At 56.3% G+C, this 19546-nt stretch carries 24 protein-coding genes; 17 read left to right on the top strand and 7 right to left on the bottom strand.

Annotated features, from left to right (window positions below):
• The first annotated feature begins 38 nt into the window (after positions 1–38).
• Together AAC060_RS08760 and AAC060_RS08755 are read left to right on the top strand one after the other, a co-directional pair.
• Positions 39–638, top strand: a complete 600-nt coding sequence (locus AAC060_RS08760; protein WP_339825099.1) for a 2-hydroxychromene-2-carboxylate isomerase — start codon at positions 39–41, stop codon at positions 636–638.
• A complete protein-coding gene (locus tag AAC060_RS08755) occupies positions 635–814 on the top strand; it encodes a DUF1289 domain-containing protein (protein WP_339825096.1) in 180 nt (59 codons plus the stop codon). The genes AAC060_RS08760 and AAC060_RS08755 overlap by 4 nt, the downstream gene beginning before the upstream one ends.
• Positions 815–826: 12 nt before the next feature.
• Here the strand turns inward: AAC060_RS08755 and AAC060_RS08750 are convergent, their stop codons facing one another.
• Positions 827–1234: a DUF2177 family protein gene (locus tag AAC060_RS08750; RefSeq protein ID WP_339825093.1), complete on the bottom strand. Its 408-nt coding sequence runs from the start codon at positions 1232–1234 to the stop codon at positions 827–829.
• 13 nt (positions 1235–1247) lie between these two features.
• Positions 1248–1907 (bottom strand): hypothetical protein, encoded by a 660-nt coding sequence (locus AAC060_RS08745; RefSeq protein ID WP_339825090.1) that lies wholly within the window; start codon positions 1905–1907, stop codon positions 1248–1250.
• Positions 1908–2009: 102 nt separating this feature from the next.
• Between AAC060_RS08745 and AAC060_RS08740 the strand changes: the two genes are divergently transcribed.
• From AAC060_RS08740 to AAC060_RS08715, 6 genes are all read left to right on the top strand, one after another.
• The gene (locus AAC060_RS08740; RefSeq protein ID WP_339825088.1) at positions 2010–2258 is read left to right on the top strand and encodes an exodeoxyribonuclease VII small subunit; all 249 of its coding nucleotides are present in this window, start codon (positions 2010–2012) and stop codon (positions 2256–2258) included.
• 4 nt (positions 2259–2262) lie between these two features.
• A complete protein-coding gene (locus tag AAC060_RS08735; protein ID WP_339825086.1) occupies positions 2263–3165 on the top strand; it encodes a polyprenyl synthetase family protein in 903 nt (300 codons plus the stop codon).
• Between the two features lie 16 nt (positions 3166–3181).
• Positions 3182–3685: a pantetheine-phosphate adenylyltransferase gene (gene coaD / locus AAC060_RS08730; protein ID WP_339825084.1), complete on the top strand. Its 504-nt coding sequence runs from the start codon at positions 3182–3184 to the stop codon at positions 3683–3685.
• A gap of 86 nt (positions 3686–3771) precedes the next feature.
• Positions 3772–4422, top strand: coding sequence for a peptidylprolyl isomerase (locus AAC060_RS08725; RefSeq protein ID WP_339825082.1), 651 nt, complete (start codon positions 3772–3774; stop codon positions 4420–4422).
• 8 nt (positions 4423–4430) lie between these two features.
• Positions 4431–5462 carry a tRNA preQ1(34) S-adenosylmethionine ribosyltransferase-isomerase QueA gene (gene queA, locus AAC060_RS08720; protein WP_339825080.1) on the top strand — a complete coding sequence of 344 codons (1032 nt, stop codon included), beginning with the start codon at positions 4431–4433 and terminating at the stop codon, positions 5460–5462.
• A gap of 460 nt (positions 5463–5922) precedes the next feature.
• Entirely contained in the window at positions 5923–6525 is a 603-nt protein-coding gene (locus tag AAC060_RS08715; protein ID WP_339825078.1) for a porin family protein, read from the top strand.
• Positions 6526–6630: 105 nt separating this feature from the next.
• Here the strand turns inward: AAC060_RS08715 and AAC060_RS08710 are convergent, their stop codons facing one another.
• The 4 genes from AAC060_RS08710 to AAC060_RS08695 all read right to left on the bottom strand — a co-directional run bounded on the left by AAC060_RS08710 (position 6631) and on the right by AAC060_RS08695 (position 9822).
• Positions 6631–7377: a LytTR family DNA-binding domain-containing protein gene (locus tag AAC060_RS08710; RefSeq protein ID WP_339825076.1), complete on the bottom strand. Its 747-nt coding sequence runs from the start codon at positions 7375–7377 to the stop codon at positions 6631–6633.
• A gap of 7 nt (positions 7378–7384) precedes the next feature.
• Positions 7385–8476 (bottom strand): histidine kinase, encoded by a 1092-nt coding sequence (locus AAC060_RS08705; protein WP_339825073.1) that lies wholly within the window; start codon positions 8474–8476, stop codon positions 7385–7387.
• A complete protein-coding gene (locus AAC060_RS08700) occupies positions 8457–9170 on the bottom strand; it encodes a hypothetical protein (protein ID WP_339825070.1) in 714 nt (237 codons plus the stop codon). Before AAC060_RS08700 ends, AAC060_RS08705 begins: the two co-directional genes overlap by 20 nt.
• 292 nt (positions 9171–9462) lie before the next feature.
• Positions 9463–9822, bottom strand: a complete 360-nt coding sequence (locus AAC060_RS08695; protein WP_339825067.1) for a DUF2282 domain-containing protein — start codon at positions 9820–9822, stop codon at positions 9463–9465.
• Positions 9823–9976: 154 nt separating this feature from the next.
• On the opposite strand from AAC060_RS08695, the gene tgt reads away from it, so the two are divergent.
• The 9 genes from tgt to AAC060_RS08650 all read left to right on the top strand — a co-directional run bounded on the left by tgt (position 9977) and on the right by AAC060_RS08650 (position 18385).
• Positions 9977–11116: a tRNA guanosine(34) transglycosylase Tgt gene (gene tgt / locus AAC060_RS08690; RefSeq protein ID WP_339825064.1), complete on the top strand. Its 1140-nt coding sequence runs from the start codon at positions 9977–9979 to the stop codon at positions 11114–11116.
• A 31-nt stretch (positions 11117–11147) separates the two neighbouring features.
• Positions 11148–11453, top strand: a complete 306-nt coding sequence (locus AAC060_RS08685) for a YdeI/OmpD-associated family protein (protein ID WP_339825061.1) — start codon at positions 11148–11150, stop codon at positions 11451–11453.
• A 64-nt stretch (positions 11454–11517) separates the two neighbouring features.
• A complete protein-coding gene (locus AAC060_RS08680) occupies positions 11518–14250 on the top strand; it encodes a bifunctional [glutamine synthetase] adenylyltransferase/[glutamine synthetase]-adenylyl-L-tyrosine phosphorylase (protein WP_339825058.1) in 2733 nt (910 codons plus the stop codon).
• Positions 14247–14708, top strand: a complete 462-nt coding sequence (locus AAC060_RS08675) for a peroxiredoxin (RefSeq protein WP_339825054.1) — start codon at positions 14247–14249, stop codon at positions 14706–14708. Before AAC060_RS08680 ends, AAC060_RS08675 begins: the two co-directional genes overlap by 4 nt.
• 9 nt (positions 14709–14717) lie before the next feature.
• Positions 14718–15542, top strand: a complete 825-nt coding sequence (locus AAC060_RS08670; RefSeq protein ID WP_339825052.1) for a ferritin-like domain-containing protein — start codon at positions 14718–14720, stop codon at positions 15540–15542.
• A gap of 116 nt (positions 15543–15658) precedes the next feature.
• On the top strand, positions 15659–16318 hold the full coding sequence (locus AAC060_RS08665) for a M23 family metallopeptidase (protein WP_339689146.1): 660 nt from the start codon (positions 15659–15661) through the stop codon (positions 16316–16318).
• A gap of 91 nt (positions 16319–16409) precedes the next feature.
• Positions 16410–16760 (top strand): iron-sulfur cluster insertion protein ErpA, encoded by a 351-nt coding sequence (gene erpA / locus AAC060_RS08660; protein WP_339825551.1) that lies wholly within the window; start codon positions 16410–16412, stop codon positions 16758–16760.
• Entirely contained in the window at positions 16761–17549 is a 789-nt protein-coding gene (xth, locus tag AAC060_RS08655; RefSeq protein WP_339825050.1) for an exodeoxyribonuclease III, read from the top strand.
• Entirely contained in the window at positions 17549–18385 is an 837-nt protein-coding gene (locus AAC060_RS08650) for an alpha/beta hydrolase (RefSeq protein WP_339825047.1), read from the top strand. The genes xth and AAC060_RS08650 overlap by 1 nt, the downstream gene beginning before the upstream one ends.
• Here the strand turns inward: AAC060_RS08650 and AAC060_RS08645 are convergent.
• Complete coding sequence (locus tag AAC060_RS08645; RefSeq protein WP_339825045.1) at positions 18382–19542, bottom strand: N-acetyltransferase; 1161 nt, start codon at positions 19540–19542, stop codon at positions 18382–18384. The two genes, AAC060_RS08650 and AAC060_RS08645, sit on opposite strands and share 4 nt — an antisense overlap.
• Positions 19543–19546: the final 4 nt, after the last annotated feature.

The following is a 19546-nucleotide window of genomic DNA, read 5'->3' as shown; positions in this document are numbered from 1 at the left end:
TTGTGCTGCTTTAAGGATAGGTTCAAAGGAGCAACCTAATGTCCAAGACCATCGAGCTGATATTCGATTTCGTGAGCCCCAATGCCTATCTGATCTGGCAACCGCTCAAGGCGCTGGCCGAAAAACATGGCGCGACCGTCGCAATCACCCCGGCTTTTCTTGGCGGGATGCACAAGCTGACCGGCAATGCGCCACCGTTCATTCGCGATGCGGACGTGAAGGGAAAGAATGAATATGCGATGCTCGAACTCGGACGTTTTGTGAAAAAGCACGGGCTCTCCAAGTTCAAGATGAACCCGCATTTTCCGTTCAACACGATCACTCTGTTGCGGATGCTGATCGCGCTCGAACCGGCAAGGCGTGCCGAGTTTATCGAACTGCTTCTGCCTCCGATCTGGGAAGACGGGCTGGACGTCACCGATGCCGATACGCTCGGTAAGATATTGCAGGACGGCGGTTTCGACGCGGCGGAGCTATTTGCAAAAACGCAGGACGCGGCGATCAAGCAGGCTTTGATCGACAATACGGAAAATGCGGTCGCGCGCGGCGCCTTTGGAATCCCGACCATGTACGTCGATGGGGAGCTATATTTCGGCAAGGAACGGCTCGGCCAGATCGACGAGCAGCTATCGTCTTGAAGTCGCCCTGTAACGATATCTGCACCATCGATCGACCAAGCGGACTGTGCATGGGCTGCGGGCGGAGCTTGTCGGAAATCGGCGAATGGGGATCCGCCTCACCGAGTCGGAAGCGCGAGATATTTGCCTTGCTGCCGGGAAGAATGCAGACGCTTGCCGAGAAGCGGGAGGATTGACGCTCGGAGGCGTCAGACCTTCACGAATTTCAGCACCAGATAGGCGGTCAGCGCCGCCGTCACGCCGGTCGCGAAAGCGCCCCAGGCGATGTCATAAAGGCTAATCTTCGTTGACCAGACCTTGAGCACAGCCTGGCTCGTCAGATCATAAGTCGCATAAGCGATCCCGCCGAACAAAGCGCCGTTGATCAAGGCGGTGGTCCATTGACCGCTGGCCAGCGCCGGCTTGACCCCGAACCAGACGATACCGAACAGATAGATCGCATAGAATATCATCGCCGGTGCCTTGCGAAATTCGTCTGCCATGATCTCGCCGATGACGGGCCGGTATAAAGTCCCCGCCATATTGCTGAGCCAGAGATAATCGAGAATGCCGAAGAGGATGGCGGCGATGAAATAGGCGGCGATATATTGGGTCATGATCGATCCTGTTTTAGCGTTGCTTCAATATGCGTGTTCGTCCCACCCACCATGCAGCCAGAGAGGCGACCGAAAAGGCGAACAGGCCAGTGAGCTTCATCGCCATATCAGCGGTTGCGGGCTCTGGGCCGAACCAGTTGATAGATTGGAAGGTCAGCAGCAATACGGCCAAAAGGCCAATCGCAAATTTGGACTGGCTGGAAACCGCCTTTGTCCGGATGACGTAAAAGGCCAGCGCGCCAAAGGTGAGTATCAGCTCCAGTGGCATCTCGATCATCGGATAGTTCCACAGGGCAAAACCCATTTTTGGCGGGGAACCCGCAAGCGTGAGGTCGGGCGCATGGACGAGCAGGTCGAGAAACCAGTGAGACAGCACCACCGCGCCACCGATAAGGGCTCCCGTCCGATTGCGAGTGAAGAGCCATATCAGCAACGCAAAGCCCGTGGCCCAGACCGCACTGCCCAGCAGGCTGTGGGTATAGGGCATGTCATAGAGGTCGAGCGGCACCATTTTGGTGATCCCGGGGGTGATGCGGAAATTCTCGATGCCGGTCAGTGCGAGCCCGAAAAACCCGAAATCCAGCAACTGTCCCGCGACAAATAATGTGCCGAGTCCCGGCGCCCTGGGATGGGTTGCTGCAACCATGGCGGGCGCAAAATGACCGATGAACATGCTTCTTCTCCCAGCTTTTCTTTCCAGAGCTACACCGGAAGTTGACGATAGTGAAGTCCAAGCCCTTGACCGCGGCCCAAAGCGTCGTCATTGAATTCCGCCATGAGCGAAACCAAAGAAGACCTCTCCGATCTGAACTTCGAGGACGCGCTGAAGCGCCTTGAAGATATCGTCCGCAAACTGGAAAATGGCGATGTGCCGCTCGACCAGTCGATTGCGCTTTACAGCGAGGGTGAAAAACTGCGTGGCTTGTGCCAGCAACGACTGGAATCGGCGCAAGCGAGGATCGAGAAGATCACGCTTGATCGCGATGGCAAACCAAAAGCCACAGTAGCTTTTGACGCGGACTGAGCCAATGGCGGCCAATAATAATGCGAACCTTTTGCGGGAAATGGAGCGGGTCGCTGCTTTGGTGGACCGACAGTTCGATACGCTTTTGCAGGTTCCTGACGATGCGCGTCGCGAACTATATGAAGCGATGCGCCATGCCGCGATCGGCGGCGGCAAAAGGCTCAGGCCTTTGCTGGTGATGGCGACTGCCGGATTGTTCAACGTCGATGAATCCTGCGCCATCCGGGCGGCGACCGGGGTAGAGGCGTTGCACGTCTATTCGCTGATCCATGATGATCTGCCCTGTATGGATGATGACGATTTGCGGCGGGGCAAGCCGACCACCCATATTGCCTTTGGCGAAGCGACCGCGGTTCTCGCCGGCGACGCGCTGCATGCGCTGGCTTTTGGTCTGCTCGCCGACGAGCGCACCCATAGCGATCCTTTCGTGCGCGCGGAAATGACCGCCTGTCTCGCCAAAGCCGCCGGACCCGCCGGCATGGCGGGTGGCCAGATGATGGATCTGGTTGCCGAAAAATCGACCTTTGACCTGCCGACCGTGACCCGGCTCCAGCAGCTGAAAACCGGTGCACTGATCACCGCCTGCGTCGAAATTGGCGCAATATTGGGCAGGGTGACGAAAGAAGGCCGCACCAGCCTGCGCGGCTATGCCCATGATCTGGGTCTGGCTTTCCAGATTGCCGATGACATTCTTGACGTCGAAGGCGACGAGGAAAAGGCGGGCAAGGCGCTGCACAAGGATGCAAAAGCCGGCAAGGAAACCTTCCTCAGCCTGATGGGGCTGGAACGGGCCAGAGATCAGGCGCAGATGCTGGTGGATCAGGCCAAATCACATCTCAACGGCTATGGCGCGGAAGCGGATTTGCTGCGCGCCATCGCCGAATATACAATCACAAGAGACCGCTAGGCGGGAAGGACAGGATATGAGAATCGGCATTTATCCGGGGACTTTTGACCCTATTACATTGGGTCATATGGATATCATCCGGCGCGGCATGCGTCTGGTCGACAAGCTGGTGATCGGGGTGACCACCAATCCTTCGAAATCGCCGATGTTCTCGGACGAAGAGCGGCTGGATATGGTGCGCCGGGAAACCGCCGAGCTTGGCGATGGCGTCGAGGTGGTCGGTTTCAATATGCTGCTGATGAAATTTGCAGAGAAACAGGGTGCCGGCGTGATCGTGCGCGGGCTGCGCGCCGTTGCCGACTTTGAATATGAATATCAGATGGCGGGCATGAACCAGCAGCTTAACGGCGAGATCGAAACGGTGTTTCTGATGGCAGATGTCTCGCTGCAGCCGATCGCATCGCGTCTGGTCAAGGAAATTGCCATGTTCGGCGGCGAGATCCACAAGTTCGTAACACCCATGGTAGCTGATGAAATTACCGCACGGGTCCAGAAGATCGGTCTCAAGGGCGATCAATAGGCTTCTCCAGCAATTCATTGCGGAGCAAGGTGGAATCGTTCAAAGACCTGTTTCTGTCCCAGTCCTCGATGCCAAATGAGTATGCCATGCTGCGTAAATTTTTTCTGACTTTCTCTGCCCTGTTTCTGGTCCCCTTTGCTGTGCACGCACAGGAAGCGGAGGAAAAGGCACCGGCTCCCTCTTCGGTTCCTGCGGACGAGAATATCCTGCATCTTGACCTGTCGACCGGCGGTCGGGTGACGATCCAGCTGTTTTCAGCGCTTGCCCCCAATCATGTCGAGCGGATCAAAACGCTGACACGGCAGGGTTTCTACGACGGCATTATCTTTCACCGGGTGATTGACGGATTCATGGCGCAGACCGGCGATCCGACCGGTACCGGTACCGGTGGCTCTGACCTGCCCGATTTGAAGGCGGAATTCGGCAAGTTTCCGCATGTACGCGGGGTTGTCTCGATGGCCCGCTCTGCGAGCGAAGACAGCGCCAACAGCCAGTTTTTCATCGTCTTCTATCCCCGCTTTTCGCTTGATGGCAAATATACATCTTTCGGCCGGGTCACCGCCGGCATGGAATATGTCGACGCGATTCAACGCGGCGAACCGCCCTTGAATCCGAGCCGGATATTGCAGGCATCGATAGCCGCGGACCACAAGCCGCCGGTCTTGCCGGGCGCCTCGGCCAATGTTTCCGAAGCACCGATTTCGGTGGACGACCTGAACGCGCCGATCAAACCCTAGTCCAGCCTGTGCGCGTTGATCTTTTCGACTTTGCGCTGCCGCAGGAAAATATCGCGTTGCGACCGGCGGTTCCGCGCGACAGCGCGAAGCTGCTGAGCGTCTCGGGCGACCAGATATCCGACCATATTGTCAGCGACCTGCCGCAATTGCTGGGTCCCAAAGACATATTGGTCTTTAACGATACCAAGGTCATTCCCGCGCAGCTGCAAGGCACGCGGGGCGAGGCCAAGATCGGGGCAACGCTGCACAAGCGGGTCGACCTGCGCCGCTGGCAGGCCTTCATCCGCAACGCCAAGCGTCTGCGCGTCGGCGAGACCGTAGATTTCGGCATGGACGTATTTGCGCAAGCGGAAGCGAAGCTGGACGACGGCAGCTTCATTTTGCATTTCCTCGGCGACGAGCCGGTCGAACTGCTGCTCGAGCGCGCGGGCACCATGCCGCTGCCGCCCTATATCGCCAGCAAGCGTGCCATCGACGAGCGCGATGCGGATGATTATCAGACCATGTTTGCGAAGGAAAAGGGCGCCGTGGCTGCCCCGACCGCCGCGCTGCATTTCACCGACGGATTATTGGCAGGGCTGGCTGACGTCGGTGTAGGCAGTGAAATTTTGACCCTGCACGTCGGAGCGGGGACGTTCCTGCCGGTCAAGGTCGACGAGACCGACGATCACCAGATGCACAGCGAGTGGGGACGGATTGACGCTGCTACCGCCGATCGCCTGAATGCTGCGCGACAAGCAGGAGGCCGGGTCATCGCTGTCGGCACCACCAGCCTGCGCCTTCTGGAAAGCGCGACCGGCGAAGACGGGATCATCCGCCCGTTCGAAGGCGACACCGATATTTTCATCACACCCGGCTACAAGTTCCGCGCGATCGATGGCCTGATGACCAATTTTCATCTGCCCAAATCGACGCTCTTCATGCTGGTCAGCGCGCTGATGGGGCTGGAGACGATGCAGGCGGTTTACGCCCATGCGATTGCGGGTGGATACCGGTTTTACAGCTATGGGGATTCGAGTTTGTTGCTGCCGGGAGGCTGAAGAATGACAATCTCACCGCCGAGGATGTCCGGAACGATATGTGCGCGGCGGACGCATGAGCAGACAATGTTGATAAAGATGCTGACCGTCGGCTAGCGCCCCAATAGCGGACGGTGCGCGCTTGTCTTACAGTGCCCGAAAGCCGCCGCTTCAGGGCATCGGAGCGTGGCAAAACCTATTGAAGCCGACCTTAGGAAAAATCCGTGGGAGATTTTGGATTGGCACTTCTTGTCGCCACAAAGGCTCAATATGGCCTGCTGATCCTTCCGATTAATCCAATTTCGTCGCGCAGAAGGCCAACTTCGTCGGCGACATCCTAATCGATCGCTCGCAATGCTGGCTAAAGCGATCTGCGGCGGCATATTAATCAACCGCATGACAAAGCGCTCTCGGAACGTCGGATGGTCCGATGCTTCAGGATTAACGGGTGATTTCAATCACCCGCACGAGGGAATATCTTATGAAAAAGACTTTGCTTGCAGCGGCTTGTATCGCCGCTTTTACCGCCACTGCACCAGCCGCTGCGCAAGACGAACGGCCATTTAACGGCCCTTGGATTGGCGCGAATATTGGCTATGATAGCTTCACATCCGGTGATGACGGGGACGATACGTCGGAAGATGGAATCGCATATGGAATCGCGCTGGGCTACGATATCAATCTCGGCAGGGTCGTGCTCGGTATCGAAGGCGAGATCGGCGATAGCTCCGTCCGTGCTTCGGTATCCGACGCGCTCGAAGATGGCGACGTACTTAAAATTTCGTCCGGCCGCGACATATATGCAGGTATCCGCCTTGGGGTCCCTGTCAGCGATAAGATGATGGTCTTCGCAAAGGGTGGTTATACCAATCAGCGCTTCAAGGCAGCTTATACATTGGACGGCGAGACTGTGTTGGAAAGCGACAATTCAGATGGCTTTCGTGTTGGTGCGGGTGTAGAGCTCGATTTCGGCCAGCCCTTTGCCCGGCTGGAATATCGATACTCTGATTACGGTTCATTCTCAGAAGCCGAATTCGAGACAAGCCGTCACCAGATCATGTTGGCTACCGGTGTGCGATTCTAAATCGGCGTTAGGAAATGTAATCATACGCCCGCCCGGTCCTCACCGGGCGGGATTTTCGTGTTCGATGCCCTCATACCATTTCTTGCCGTCGGGCTTGGGTCGGAATCACTCTTCCTGCGGATTTATGGAGCGTAGCACGTCTTTGACGTAGCTCGGACCAACCTGGATGATTGCTCCATCACGTAGCACCAGCTTGAGACTTCCCTTGCCAGGGCGCTCCAGTTTCTCGACTAAGCTCAATCTCACGAACGCAGATCGGTGCACTCGCGTCAGCGACTTTGGATCGAGCTTCTCCTCCAGTGAATTCATCGAGATCCGGTGCAGATAGCTACGCGTAGCAGTATGGAGCAATACATAGTCTTTCGCAGCCTCAATCCATTCAATCAAGTCGACATCAAGACGAACTTGGCCGTCGCGAACGGTCACCCAAATCTCGCGCGCATATCGGCTGGTCTCGGCGTTCACTGCATCACCGAGCGCGGCGGCAATACTCATGCGGATACGGCGCTGTGCACGAACCATGGCTTGCTTGAGCCTATCAAAGCGAACGGGCTTGAGCAGATAGTCGGCAGCGTCCACAGAAAAGGCATCGGGAGCGAAATGCTCGAACGCAGTTACGAAGACAATCTCCGGGCGACCCTGTGGATCTAGATCGGCGGCCAAGGCCATACCACTGCGGCCGGGCATCTGAATGTCGAGAAGCACGAGGTCAGGCCGCAGCTCAGCAATCGCTTCCTCTCCGGCGCGGGCGTTATTCGCTTTTCCAACGACCTCCACACCCTCGATGTCAGACAAGAAGTCAGCAAGACGATCGATCGCCAGTTGTTCATCATCGACAATCAGGATGCGCATAATGCTGCTATTCTTTCATCCGTGGAAAGCGAACGATTGCGCGATATTCTTGGTCGACAGTCATTATTTCGAGAGTGCCCAGATCCCCGAAGACGGCCTGCAACCTGTCGCGGACGTTTCGGAGTCCCACGCCTATTCCATGAACGGATGAGGCGGGAGCTAGGGTATCGTTGCGTACTACAATTTCGAGAATTTCATCGTCTTCTAGAATGTCGATACCGATCGTAATGGAATCCTCTGTTGGTGCGACGCCATATTTGATAGCGTTTTCTACCAATGGTTGGAGAAGGAAATGCGGGATGAGCGAATCGCGCAAAGCGGAAGGACAGCATAGTTCTAATCCGAGCCGATCGCCGAAGCGAATGCGTTCTATACCAAGATAGGCCTCAACCGTTTCCAACTCGCTCTCCAGCGTTTGCGGCGTGTTGGGACTAACGGCGAGCGTCGTACGCAGAAATTCAGAAAGACGCGTAAGCATCTCCTCGGCTTGGGAATTCCGTCGCGTGACGACCAAGGATGAAATCGAATTCAGAGTATTGAACAGGAAGTGCGGATTAAGCTGATAGCGCAGTGCAGACAATTTTGCCTGGTGTGCGAGCGAATTTGCATCAGCGAGCATTCGTTCGCGCCTAACGGCCTGGCGGTTGTGCGCAAGCAATGCATAGAGAGCTCCGAGAAGAGAAAAATGGGGAATAAAAACCGCGAAGTTGTTGGTAGCCCGATAAAAAAGCGAACTCGACAACTGATTTCCCGGCTGGATCGAGATGAAGAGTTTTGCCGATGCTAAGTCAAACAGTGTAAGCAGTATTGCAGCTAGAAATATCGCGCTCGTTGCAATCAGAATTTTTCGTGGCAAACTGCTTTCAAATACCCGCCAGATCACGATCATCAATGCGCAAGAAACAAATGAACCACCGAACGCAATGGCAATTATCGACCATATCATCTGTGTGGTAACCTTTTCGCCGGCCACCAGCATGGGGACAACAAAAAGCAGCGAGGATATGCTCCAGACCGCCACGGTAATCCAGCTTGCGTATTGCGCCTCCGTCTTCTTTGAGACAGCGGGGGTGGGCCCGCTAGTCACCGCCGAGAGCACTATTTGCTGGATCCCAGAATATCGCCAATGCGACCGCACCGATGGTTATCGTGCGCGACAGGCCTTCATCGGTCAGGTCCGCAATGTAAATGACCGGCGATCCATTGAGTTCAACTGCGCCCACCGGACGACCATTTTGCTCCAAAACATATCCGATGGGTTTTGCCATTTCGAGTGGTGAACCAACTAGTTTGTGAACAGACCGAATTTGCACAGTTTCTCCGCCTAATGCAATCTCTCCGACACGTTCGCGGCGATTTAGCAAACCGCCAAGACCTGACCGAACTTCCTGCAATTCGAACCGAGCGGGTATTGCCCGGCCGTCAGCTGTAAATTCGCAGCGGTATGACATGCGTTTAGGTGTAAATTCGAAGATATCGAAATCGAGTACCCGCTCGCCTATCAGACATTCCGCCTCGATAGTCGCACTGATGCCTGGACCTTCGATCACGAAATTGGAGTGATCTGAGTTTTTTATGAAAGTATCGAAGAGTGCGAGACGTTCCTCCGAACGTTCGTATACACCGACATAATCCCCAGTTCGGAAACGTCCAGACATCCGACCACCGATCCCTTCGACTGGCAGGCGTGCCGATTGATTGGCAAGTGATTGCGGCAAGCGCATCTCAACCGGAGAGATCGTACCACAAGCGGTGGCAAATAGCGGCAAGGCTAGGGCAGCAAAAATTCGCATCGAAACAGTCCTATCTGACATATCAATTGCATGGCGATGGTCCATCCGGTGATTGATTGAATAATCTAGAATACCAAACTGGATAAGAATGCGACCTATCGACCAAACTGATATAAGCCGCGACCAAACACGCTAGTTGTCCACCCGAAAACCGACGTTCCGGAATCCACCCAATTGCTGTCGTCAAAAGCGACCAACGCCAACTTCCGCTATCGGGCTGAACCAGCCCGAATAGGACAAAAAAAGGGCGGCTCAAACGAACCGCCCTTTCCCAATATCTTGTGCTGGAGGCCTAGCTTTCGGCAGGAGCCGTTACTGGCGCGAGCGGTGGGTCGTTGTCGGCGACTTCGGTGAGCGAGCCACCCATGGCTTCGCATTCACCGGCGTCGGTATTTTTCCAGGCATTGCCCTGATAATCGAGAACAGACGTGCCGGCACAGCTGGTGCCTTCGCCGGCCTTGCAATCATTTTCACCGGCTAGAGCAATGCCGTAGCATTTTTCTTTTTCCGCCGCGGCGACCTCGGTTACTTCGCTGCCGGTTGCTTCAGCGCCTTTGCTGGTGGCTTCATTGCTGCCGCCGGAACAGGCGGACAGGGCGGCTGCAGCGATTAATGCGGTTGCTGCGGAACCAAGTTTGCTTGATTTTGTCATAATATACTCCCGATTTAGGTCTTTGAAAATCCGTTGCCATCCTGCACAGATGCGGATTAATTCGGACAGGACGGACCATTGGTTACACCATCGACAGACAAACACAAAATTGAAGCCGTAAAATCTGGTCTCCCAGCTGGAATCGGGCAGGCGCATGGCTGAGCGTTTTTCCTTTTCCATCGCCGCGACCGACGGCAAGGCACGCACCGGCAAGATCAGCATGCTGCGTGGCGAGATTCGCACGCCGGCCTTCATGCCGGTGGGAACAGCGGCAACAGTGAAGGCGATGAAGCCGGAAACCGTGCGCGCAACCGGTGCAGACATCATTCTCGGCAACACCTATCATCTGATGCTGCGCCCCGGCGCGGAACGGGTGGCGCGGCTTGGCGGTCTGCACAAGTTCATGAACTGGGATCGACCGATCCTGACCGACAGCGGCGGCTATCAGGTGATGAGCCTGTCGGAGTTGACCAAGCTGAGCGAAAATGGCGTGGAATTCCAGAGCCATCTCGACGGTTCGCGCCATATGCTGACGCCGGAACGGTCGATGGAAATCCAGCGGCTGCTCGGCAGCGATATCGTTATGGCGTTCGACGAATGTACCAAGAATGGTGCGACGCGCGAGGAAGCGCAGGCATCGATGGAGCGCTCAATGCGCTGGGCCAAGCGGTCGCGCGACGGTTTTGATAGCGGCGAAGAGCATGCTTCGAGAGCGGCTTTGTTCGGGATTCAGCAGGGATCGCTCGACAAGGAGATGCGCGCGGCATCGGCAGAGGCTTTGATTGAAATCGGCTTTGACGGCTATGCTATCGGCGGCCTTGCGGTCGGCGAGGGGCAGGAAGCGATGTTCGAGGTGCTCGACTATGCGCCGGACCAGTTGCCCGCCGACAAGCCCCGCTATCTGATGGGTGTCGGCAAGCCGGATGATCTGGTCGGCGCGGTCGCGCGCGGGGTGGATATGTTCGACTGTGTCTTGCCGAGCCGGTCCGGCCGCAATGGCCAGGCGTTTACCGCTCAGGGCGCGCTCAACATTCGCAATGCCAAATTTGCCGAGGATCTGGCACCGCTGGATGAAAGCTGCGAATGTTCGGTCTGCAAGAATCACAGTCGCGCCTATCTGCATCATCTGATCCGGGCGAAGGAGATATTGGGCGCGATGCTGATGACCGAGCATAATATTGCTTATTATCAATCGCTGATGGCGGGGATGCGGGCGGCTATCGCTGAGGGAAGGTTTGCGAATTTCGCGGAGGATTTTTCGCGCAATTATCTGGGCGGTAGCGAAGCGGATTGATCTCCGGTTGCTCCGCTATTATTGTTGAGCGATGCACGAGACGATAGCCGAGGGGACCGTCCACAAGCTGGCGGAAGATATGCGAACTGCCCTTGCGGCGGATGCAGAGGTGCTCGCACTTTGGCAAAGCCTCACTCCGCTTGGTCGCAATGAGTTTATTTGCTGGGTCGAAGATGCCAAGCAGGCGAAGACCCGCGAGAAGCGAATCGGGCGAACCATCGAGGAATTGCTGGACGGTAAGCGCAGGCCGTGCTGCTGGGCGGGCTGCATCCATCGCACGGATAAAGCACCCAGCAAATGGCAGCAGGCCGTATTGATCGACAAGAAGAAACAATAGCTTATTCGCATGAATTCATGCTGGCAGGCGTGACAAATGCGATTGAGGCCTTAAAGCTCGTCCGATGAATATAGCTCCGTTGCCTCCTGTATCTTCGCTTGCTGGAACGCTTGTACGAGCAAGGGAAAATGCACCTTATCTCAGATTGTCGCTCGAGGTTCAGCCAGAACTCGCGGATTTGCTGGCTTCGGAAAATCTTGAAGCAGCGTTTGAATATTCCGCTCGTGCAGGGGATGGCGCTGAAAATGTCCGGCAAAAATTGCGCCGCGAGAAACGCGCGCTCGCGCTAACCCTGGCGATTGGTGATCTTGCCGGGCGCCTGACTCTCACCGATGTTATCACCCAATTGTCGGATTTCGCCGACCGGGCGCTGGATGAGGCGCTGGCCGACATATATGCGACCCGCTATCCCGACGCGTCGCTGGAAGGCTTTTCGATCATCGGGCTGGGCAAGCATGGCAGCCGCGAACTCAACTATTCGTCGGATATCGATCCGATCTTCATCTATGATCCCGACAAAATCCCGGTGCGCGGCCGGGAAGACCCCAGTGACGCCGCGCGGCGGATCGGCCAGCAACTGGTCGAGGCGCTCAATGCCCGCGATGCGGATGGCTATGTCTTCCGCGTCGACATGCGGCTGCGACCGTCGCCGGAAGTCAGCCCGGTGGCGCTGCCGGTCGAAGCGGCGATTAGCTATTATGAATCAAGCGCGCTGGCATGGGAGCAGGCGGCCTATATCCGGTCACGGGCCGCCGCTGGTGACCCCGGGCTGGGCCAATATTTTCTCGAAACGATCAATCCGTTCATCTGGCGACGGTCGCTGGACTATGGAGCGATCAAGAATATCGGCTCGGTCACCGCGCAAATCCGCGATCATTATGCGGCGGGACAGAAATTCGGTCCCGGTTTTGACCTGAAGCGCGGCCGGGGCGGGATCAGGGAAACGGAATTTTACGCCCAGATGCACCAACTGATTTTTGGCGGACGGCAACCGGATTTGCGGGCGCCGGCGACGCGCGATGCGCTGGCGGCGCTGGCCAAGGCCGGCCGGATCGATGGCGAAAAAGCACGGGTGCTGAGCGAGTCCTACGAACTCTACCGGGTCATCGAGCACCGGCTGCAGATGGTCAACGACCAGCAAACGCACAGCCTGCCGGATACGGCAGAAGACCTGAGCCGGGTGGCGCGGCTGCACGGGCTGGACACCGGTCAGCAACTGCTTGACCTGCTCGAACCGCATGTGGACGCGGTCGGCAATATCTATGATGATCTGATCGAGCCGGATGACGATACTCGACTGCCGGCGGATGAGGAGAAGCTGACGGCGGTGATCGCCGGAAAAAACCTGCTGGAAGGGGACAGCTTTCTGCAGGCGATCAAGCGCTGGCGGAGCGGCAAGGTGACGGCATTGCGGTCAAACGCAGCCCAGGAATCCTTCGAAGCGATTCTGCCCGATCTGGTCGATGCGATTGCTACGGCACCAAATTCGACAAAGGCACTGGCGCGGCTCGATAGTCTGATCGATAAATTGCCGACCGCGATCAATTTCTTCCGGATACTGGAAGCGCGGCCCGCTCTGCTCGACCTGCTCGGCAAGATTCTCAGCCATGCGCCGGTACTCGCCGATGCACTCGCCCGGAGAGCAGAGTTATTCGACGGTTTGATTGATGCCACGGCGCTGGACTTGCCTCCGTCGGTGGAAAAACTGACGGAACAATTTGCCCGCACCGAAACCGGCGACGATTATCAGATATTGCTCGACCGGGTGCGCGCCCGGGTCGGTGAAAAACGCTTCGCGCTCGGGGTCCAGCTGATCGAGGGCCGTCATGATGCACTGGATATCTCTGCAGGCTATGCAAGGGTGGCCGAAGCCGCGATTCAGGTGCTGACCGATGCGACCATTACGGAATTTGAAGAGACGCACGGAAAGGTTCCCGGCTGCGGGCTGCTCATTCTGGCGCTGGGCCGGTTGGGTGGGGAGGCGTTGACCCATGCGTCGGATCTCGATCTGATCTTCCTGTTCAGCGGCGACCATAGCGCCGAGTCCGACGGCAAACGATCATTGGGTGCGACCCAATATTATAACCGGTTGACGGCCCGGATCGTGACGGCGCTTTCGGTGCCGACCGCAGCCGGCCCACTCTACGAGGTGGACACAAGATTGCGGCCATCGGGGACGCAGGGGCCGCTCGCGGTGACGCTGGAGAGTTTCTACAAATATCAGCGGGAAAGTGCGTGGACCTGGGAGCATATGGCTTTGACCCGGGCGCGACCGGTTTACGGCGACAAAGCGGACCGCGCCGAACTGGAACAGCAGATTCGCGGAATCTTGCGCAAGGACCGCGAACCCGAAGAGCTGCGCAAGGCGGTGCGGAAGATGCGGCTGGATATCGTCGAACATAAGCCGCCGAAGGGGCCGCTCGATACCAAGATGATGGAAGGCGGATTGGTCGACTGGGAATTTATCATCCATTTCCTGCAGTTGAAAACCGGCGAGGCGCTCTATCCGCAACTGGGCAAAGCCGTTCGGGCGCTGGTCGCTACAGGCGATCTGGGCGAGGAAATGGTCGCCGCTTACGAACTGATGGCGCGCTTGCTGGTGGCCTTGCGGCTGATGTCTCCGGATTGTGACTTTCCACCGGTAACCAGCCGCGCATTGATCGCCAAATCTGCGGGACAGGAGAGCTGGGAGGCGCTTCTGGATGGCTATGACAAGGCGCGGCAATGCGTTATTGACGAGTGGAACCGGCACTTGCGGCCGGACCCCGATGAAATATTAGGAGATGTAACGAGATGATCGATGTGGGTGACAAAATTCCCGATATGGAACTGGTAGCGCCGGATGGCAGTCCGGTAAAAATTTCCGACTATGCTGGCAAAAAGCTGGTGCTGTTCTTCTATCCGAAAGCCAGCACACCGGGATGTACCACCGAATCGAAAGATTTTTCGGCGCTCTTGCCGGAATTCGAGAAAGCCGGTGCCGCCGTGCTCGGCATGTCTGCTGATTCGCCGAAGCGCCAGCAGAATTTCATCAACAAGCAGGAACTGACCGTCGATATTGCGTCGGATGAAAGCACCGCTTTTCTGGAAAAAATCGGCGTTTGGGCGGAAAAGAAAATGTACGGCAAGACCTATATGGGGATCATCCGCTCGACATTCCTGATCGGTCCTGATGGCACCATCCTCAAGGCCTGGCCGAAAGTGAAGGTCAAGGAGCACGCGCAAGAGGTTCTGGCTGCAGTACAGGCGGCATAGCCTTCCGGAATGACCGAACATATGACTGTCGGGGCAGCTGTTTTGCGCGTGCTGCAAACCGCCGATCCCGTCGCCAAGGCGATGGCAGCGCGCCATGCTGCCCGCGAATGGCGGCTGGGGCGGCTGACTCATGAATTTTGCGAGACGATGCCGGATATGCCGGCGCGACCCGATCATCCGGTCCTGATGCGCCCTCAGGATATGCCCAGGCGGGGCAAGGGTACATCGGTCCCGCGAAGACTCGTCCTGATTCACGCGCTCGCCCATATCGAATTTGTCGCAATCGATCTTGCTTTCGACATGATCGGACGGTTCGGATCGCAATTTCCCCGGGAATTTACCGACGACTGGATGCGTGTCGGTGCGGAAGAATCGATGCATTTTGCTCTGCTGGACCGGAGATTGCGGGAACAGGGCAGCTTTTACGGTGCGCTCCCCGCCCATGACGGCCTTTGGGACACGGCAAAAGAAACGGCGCACGATGCTTCCGCGCGCCTCGCCATTGTGCCTATGGTGCTGGAAGCCCGGGGGCTGGACGTCACCCTAAATACGGTCGAGCGGTTCAAACGGCAGGGCGACCATATGACGGCAAAAGTGCTCAGCCGAATCTATCAGGACGAAATCAACCATGTTTTCTATGGCACGAAATGGTTCGAATTCGCCTGCAAGAGAAGCGGAATGCAGCCGCACGCCCATTGGCAGCGGCTTGTAAAAACCCATGTCAAAGGCGGGTTAAAGCCACCATTTAACGACTCAGCGCGCCGGACAGCCGGTCTGACCCAGGATTATTATTATGGTATTGAATTGTTAACCAAAATGAATTTACACCCGTAAACGCACAACGGGGGCGAAAGTTCCGCCACAAAATTCAAGCCATGGTTTCCATGGGTCGCAAAAAAAGGTTCGATCATTCTATGACCGAAAATATAGTAGTTTTGTTTAAGAAATCTGTGAGCAAGATCACAGCCATTGCTTTTCTCGGATCGGCAATGATTTTCTCCACCGCAGCATCGGCCGAGACCGCTGCCGAAGCCAGCATCCCCGTTGATGTGCTAAAAAGTCAGGACGCGGAAAGCGCGCTTGGCGAAGCAGATCCGGCCTTCCGGATGATCTTCAATAACTGGGCCGGTCAGGGCAAGCAGGAAGCGGTAAAATTGACCATCCCGTCGCGCAAGCCAGTGAAAGACTTCACTCTGACCAGTTCTTATGGTTACCGTTCCGATCCCTTCAAAGGCCGTCGCGCCAGTCACAAGGGCCTCGATATGGCCGGTCCGATCGGCACTCCGATTTATGCAACAGCTGACGGTATTGTCGGCCGCGCGCAATGGCTCGGCGGTTACGGCAAATATGTTGAAATCAACCACGGTAACGGCATCCAGACCCGTTACGGCCACATGTCCCGGCTCAATGTTGATGCGAATGCGCGCGTCAAGAGCGGCGACCTGATCGGCTTCATGGGCTCCACCGGTCGTTCGACTGGCAGCCATCTTCATTATGAAGTGCGGATCGCAGGCGAAGCGGTCAATCCCATCCCGTTCATGCAGTCCAATGATTTCCTGATCGCGCAGAAGCTGAATTCCGGCGTTGCATTGGGCGGTCCAGCAGAATAAGATAGATTTTACACCTTTGGGAGAGGGTGCATAAAGGAGCGGTTTGAGCTTAAGGCTTGCCGCTCCTTTTGATTCTCCCTATCTTGATATCATGAACCAAGCTCTTGCCACTATCGAACAGGATATCATCCTGACCCCCAATGCCGCCAGGCGCGTTGCTGCTATTGCCGAGAAACAGGGCAAAGCCGCGATTCTGAGGCTCTCTGTTGAAGGTGGCGGCTGTTCCGGTTTCCAATATCGCTTTGGTCTTGCCGACGGCATCGAAGCAGATGATATCGCGGTCGAAGAATCCGGTGTAACGCTGGTCGTCGACGAAATCAGCCTCGATCTAGTGCGCGGTAGCGCCGTAGATTTTGTCGAGTCGCTCGGTGGCAGTGCTTTTCAGGTTACCAATCCCAACGCGGCCTCCGGTTGTGGCTGTGGCTCCAGCTTCTCCGTCTAAGTGAAAATAGCCAGCTATAATATTAACGGCATCAAGGCACGCCTGCCGCGCTTGCTGGAATGGCTCGAAGAGACCCAGCCGGATGTCGCTTGCCTGCAGGAAATCAAGACGCAGGACGAAGGCTTTCCCGCCGCCGAATTTGAAAAAATCGGCTATGGCGCGATCTGGCACGGCCAGAAAAGCTTCAATGGGGTTGCCATATTGGCGCGCGATCAGGTTCCCGAAGAGGTCAAGCGCGGGCTCGATGGCGAACCGGAAGACGAGCATAGTCGCTATATCGAAGCCAATATCAGCGCTAAAGACGGTTCGAAAGTTCGCGTTTCCAGCATCTATCTGCCCAATGGGAACCCCCACCCGGGTCCGAAATTCGATTTCAAGCTGCGGTGGATGAAACGGTTGCGCGAACGTGCCGCAGAAATCTTGGCGGAAGAGGTGCCTGCGGTGTTGGCCGGCGACTATAATGTCATCCCGCGCGACAATGACGTCTATTCGGTCAAGGCGATGCAGAATGATGCTTTGATGCAGCCGGAAAGCCGCGAGGGCTATCGGCGCATATTAAATGACGGCTGGACCGATGCTCTGGGCGTCACCTATCCGGCGGGCAATATCTGGACTTATTGGGACTATCGCAGCGGTGGCTGGCAGCGTGACCAGGGGTTCCGCATCGATCATCTCTTGCTCAGCCCGCTGGCCGCTGACAGGCTGAAAAGCTGTGGCGTCGACAAGGAACATCGTGGCCGCGAAAAGGCGAGTGACCACACGCCAGCCTGGGTAAATCTGGATATTTGATGCGATTGCTATTCGCCGGACTGGCCTCCCTGGCCGGCATCTATCTGCTAATATTATTGCTGGTTTTCATATTCCAGCGGCAATTCCTCTATTTTCCCGACCAATCGGTACCGCCCGCGTCCTATCTCGATCAGATGGGTGTCGAATCCGTAGTTATCCGTTCTGGCGCGGACGGCGACCTCCGATCTTTGTGGCATGAGCCGAAAGCGCCGGATTCGCCCGTCATTCTGTTCCTTCACGGCAATGCAGGATCGCATTTTCACCGGATACCCATTTATCAAGCGCTCGCCGGTAACGGCGCAGCCGTGCTGGGGGTTGGCTATCCCGGCTATGGTGGAAATATCGGGTCAGCCAGTGAGACGGAACTATTTCAAACCGCCCAGGAAAATTATGACTGGCTGATTCAAAAAGGTTTCAAGCCAGACCGGATCATCATCATCGGCGAATCTCTGGGTAGCGGTGTCGCGGCCCGACTTGCATCAAAAAATGACGCCGCAGGACTGATAATGGTCGCCGCTTATAGCGGTATGGATGATATGGCCCAGCGGCAGTTCCCCTTCTTTCCGGCGCGTTGGCTGGTGAAGGATCGCTATCGGACGATTGACCGTATCGACAGCATCAATATGCCGCTGGTCTGGATTCACGGCACAGAAGATGAACTGATACCATTTGCGATGGGGCAAAGCTTCTTTGATGCTGCGAAAAACCCCAAAACCGCGTTTCCGATAAAAAATGCCGGTCATAGTGATTTGTGGGACAAGGGTATCGACAAGATCATTCGCGACGTTGCGAGCAAGCTCGTAACCGGGGTGATCAGCAAAGATACGGCGTCCTAAATCGGTTTGTCGTAAATCAGATATTCCCGGTTGATTTCAGCGCCAATTGCGTCGGCAATCGCTACCATCCCCTGATTATCATCCAATATCCAGCCGAGTTCGGCATAGCGGGTGCCGAAATTGGCAACCGCGTCGCGGCGTATATATTCGATCATCATGAAAGCCATCTGGCTAGCGAGACGGCTGTTGTGCAGCTCCTTTTTGACACCCATCAGCGGAACCCGCATCGACTGTGCTTTCGGGAACTTGAGCCACCAGAGCAGCTTTGCCCAGCCAAATGGCAAAAGCGAACCCTTCAAACCCCGGATCACCTCGTTCATATTAGGAAGAGTCATCATGAACGCGACCGGTTCGCCGTCGAGTTCCGCGATCCGGATCAGGGCTTCGTGGACAATCGGCTTCAGGCTTTCACCGGCGTGGGAAATTTCGTGGTCGGTCATCGGGACAAAGCCCCAGTTTCCGGACCAGGCATCGTTCAAAATACCCATGATGATTGCCGCATCGCGGTCGAAATGCTTCTTGTCCACTTTGCGAATCTTGAGCAATTTGTTGCGCTCTCCCGAAGCGACAATGCGGTTTATCAGCTTCGGAAACCCATCTTTTACGGGCAGGTCATAGGATACGATGCGTTTGGCGACCGTATAGCCAAGGCTTTCGATCCAGCCTTGATAGGCGGCGTTGTGATGGCCCATCATGATCATCGGACTATGGTCGTGGCCTTGGGTCAATAATCCGGGTTCTTCCCAGACGGACATGCTGATCGGAGCCAGCACGCGGGTCATGCCCTGTTCTTTCAGCCAGGCTTCAGCGGCATGGATCAAGGCGTGCATCACCGCTTCATCGCTGGCTTCCATCAGGCCCCAATTGCCGGTTCCGGGGCCCATGCCCTGTTCTGCCGGCTGTTCCAGCGCCAACTCGTCAATATGGGCGCTGATCCGTCCGACCACCTGACCTCCGCGCAGGGCGAGAAAAAACTGCACTCTGGCATGTTCGAAAAACGGGTTCTTCCCAGGCGTGATCAGCTTGGTGAATTCGGACCTGAGCGGTGGCACCCAATGCGGGTCACCGGTATTGAGCTGATAGGCAATCTCGACGAACTGCTTCGTCTGGGCCTTGGTAGTCACAGGTTGAATCACTATATCCTGACCGGCCACCATATTT

Origin of the sequence: uncultured Parasphingorhabdus sp. (assembly GCF_963975555.1) — a bacterium.
Taxonomy (GTDB): domain Bacteria; phylum Pseudomonadota; class Alphaproteobacteria; order Sphingomonadales; family Sphingomonadaceae; genus Parasphingorhabdus.
Note: the sequence above shows the minus strand (reverse complement) of the source record. Positions and strands in the feature narration are given on the sequence as shown.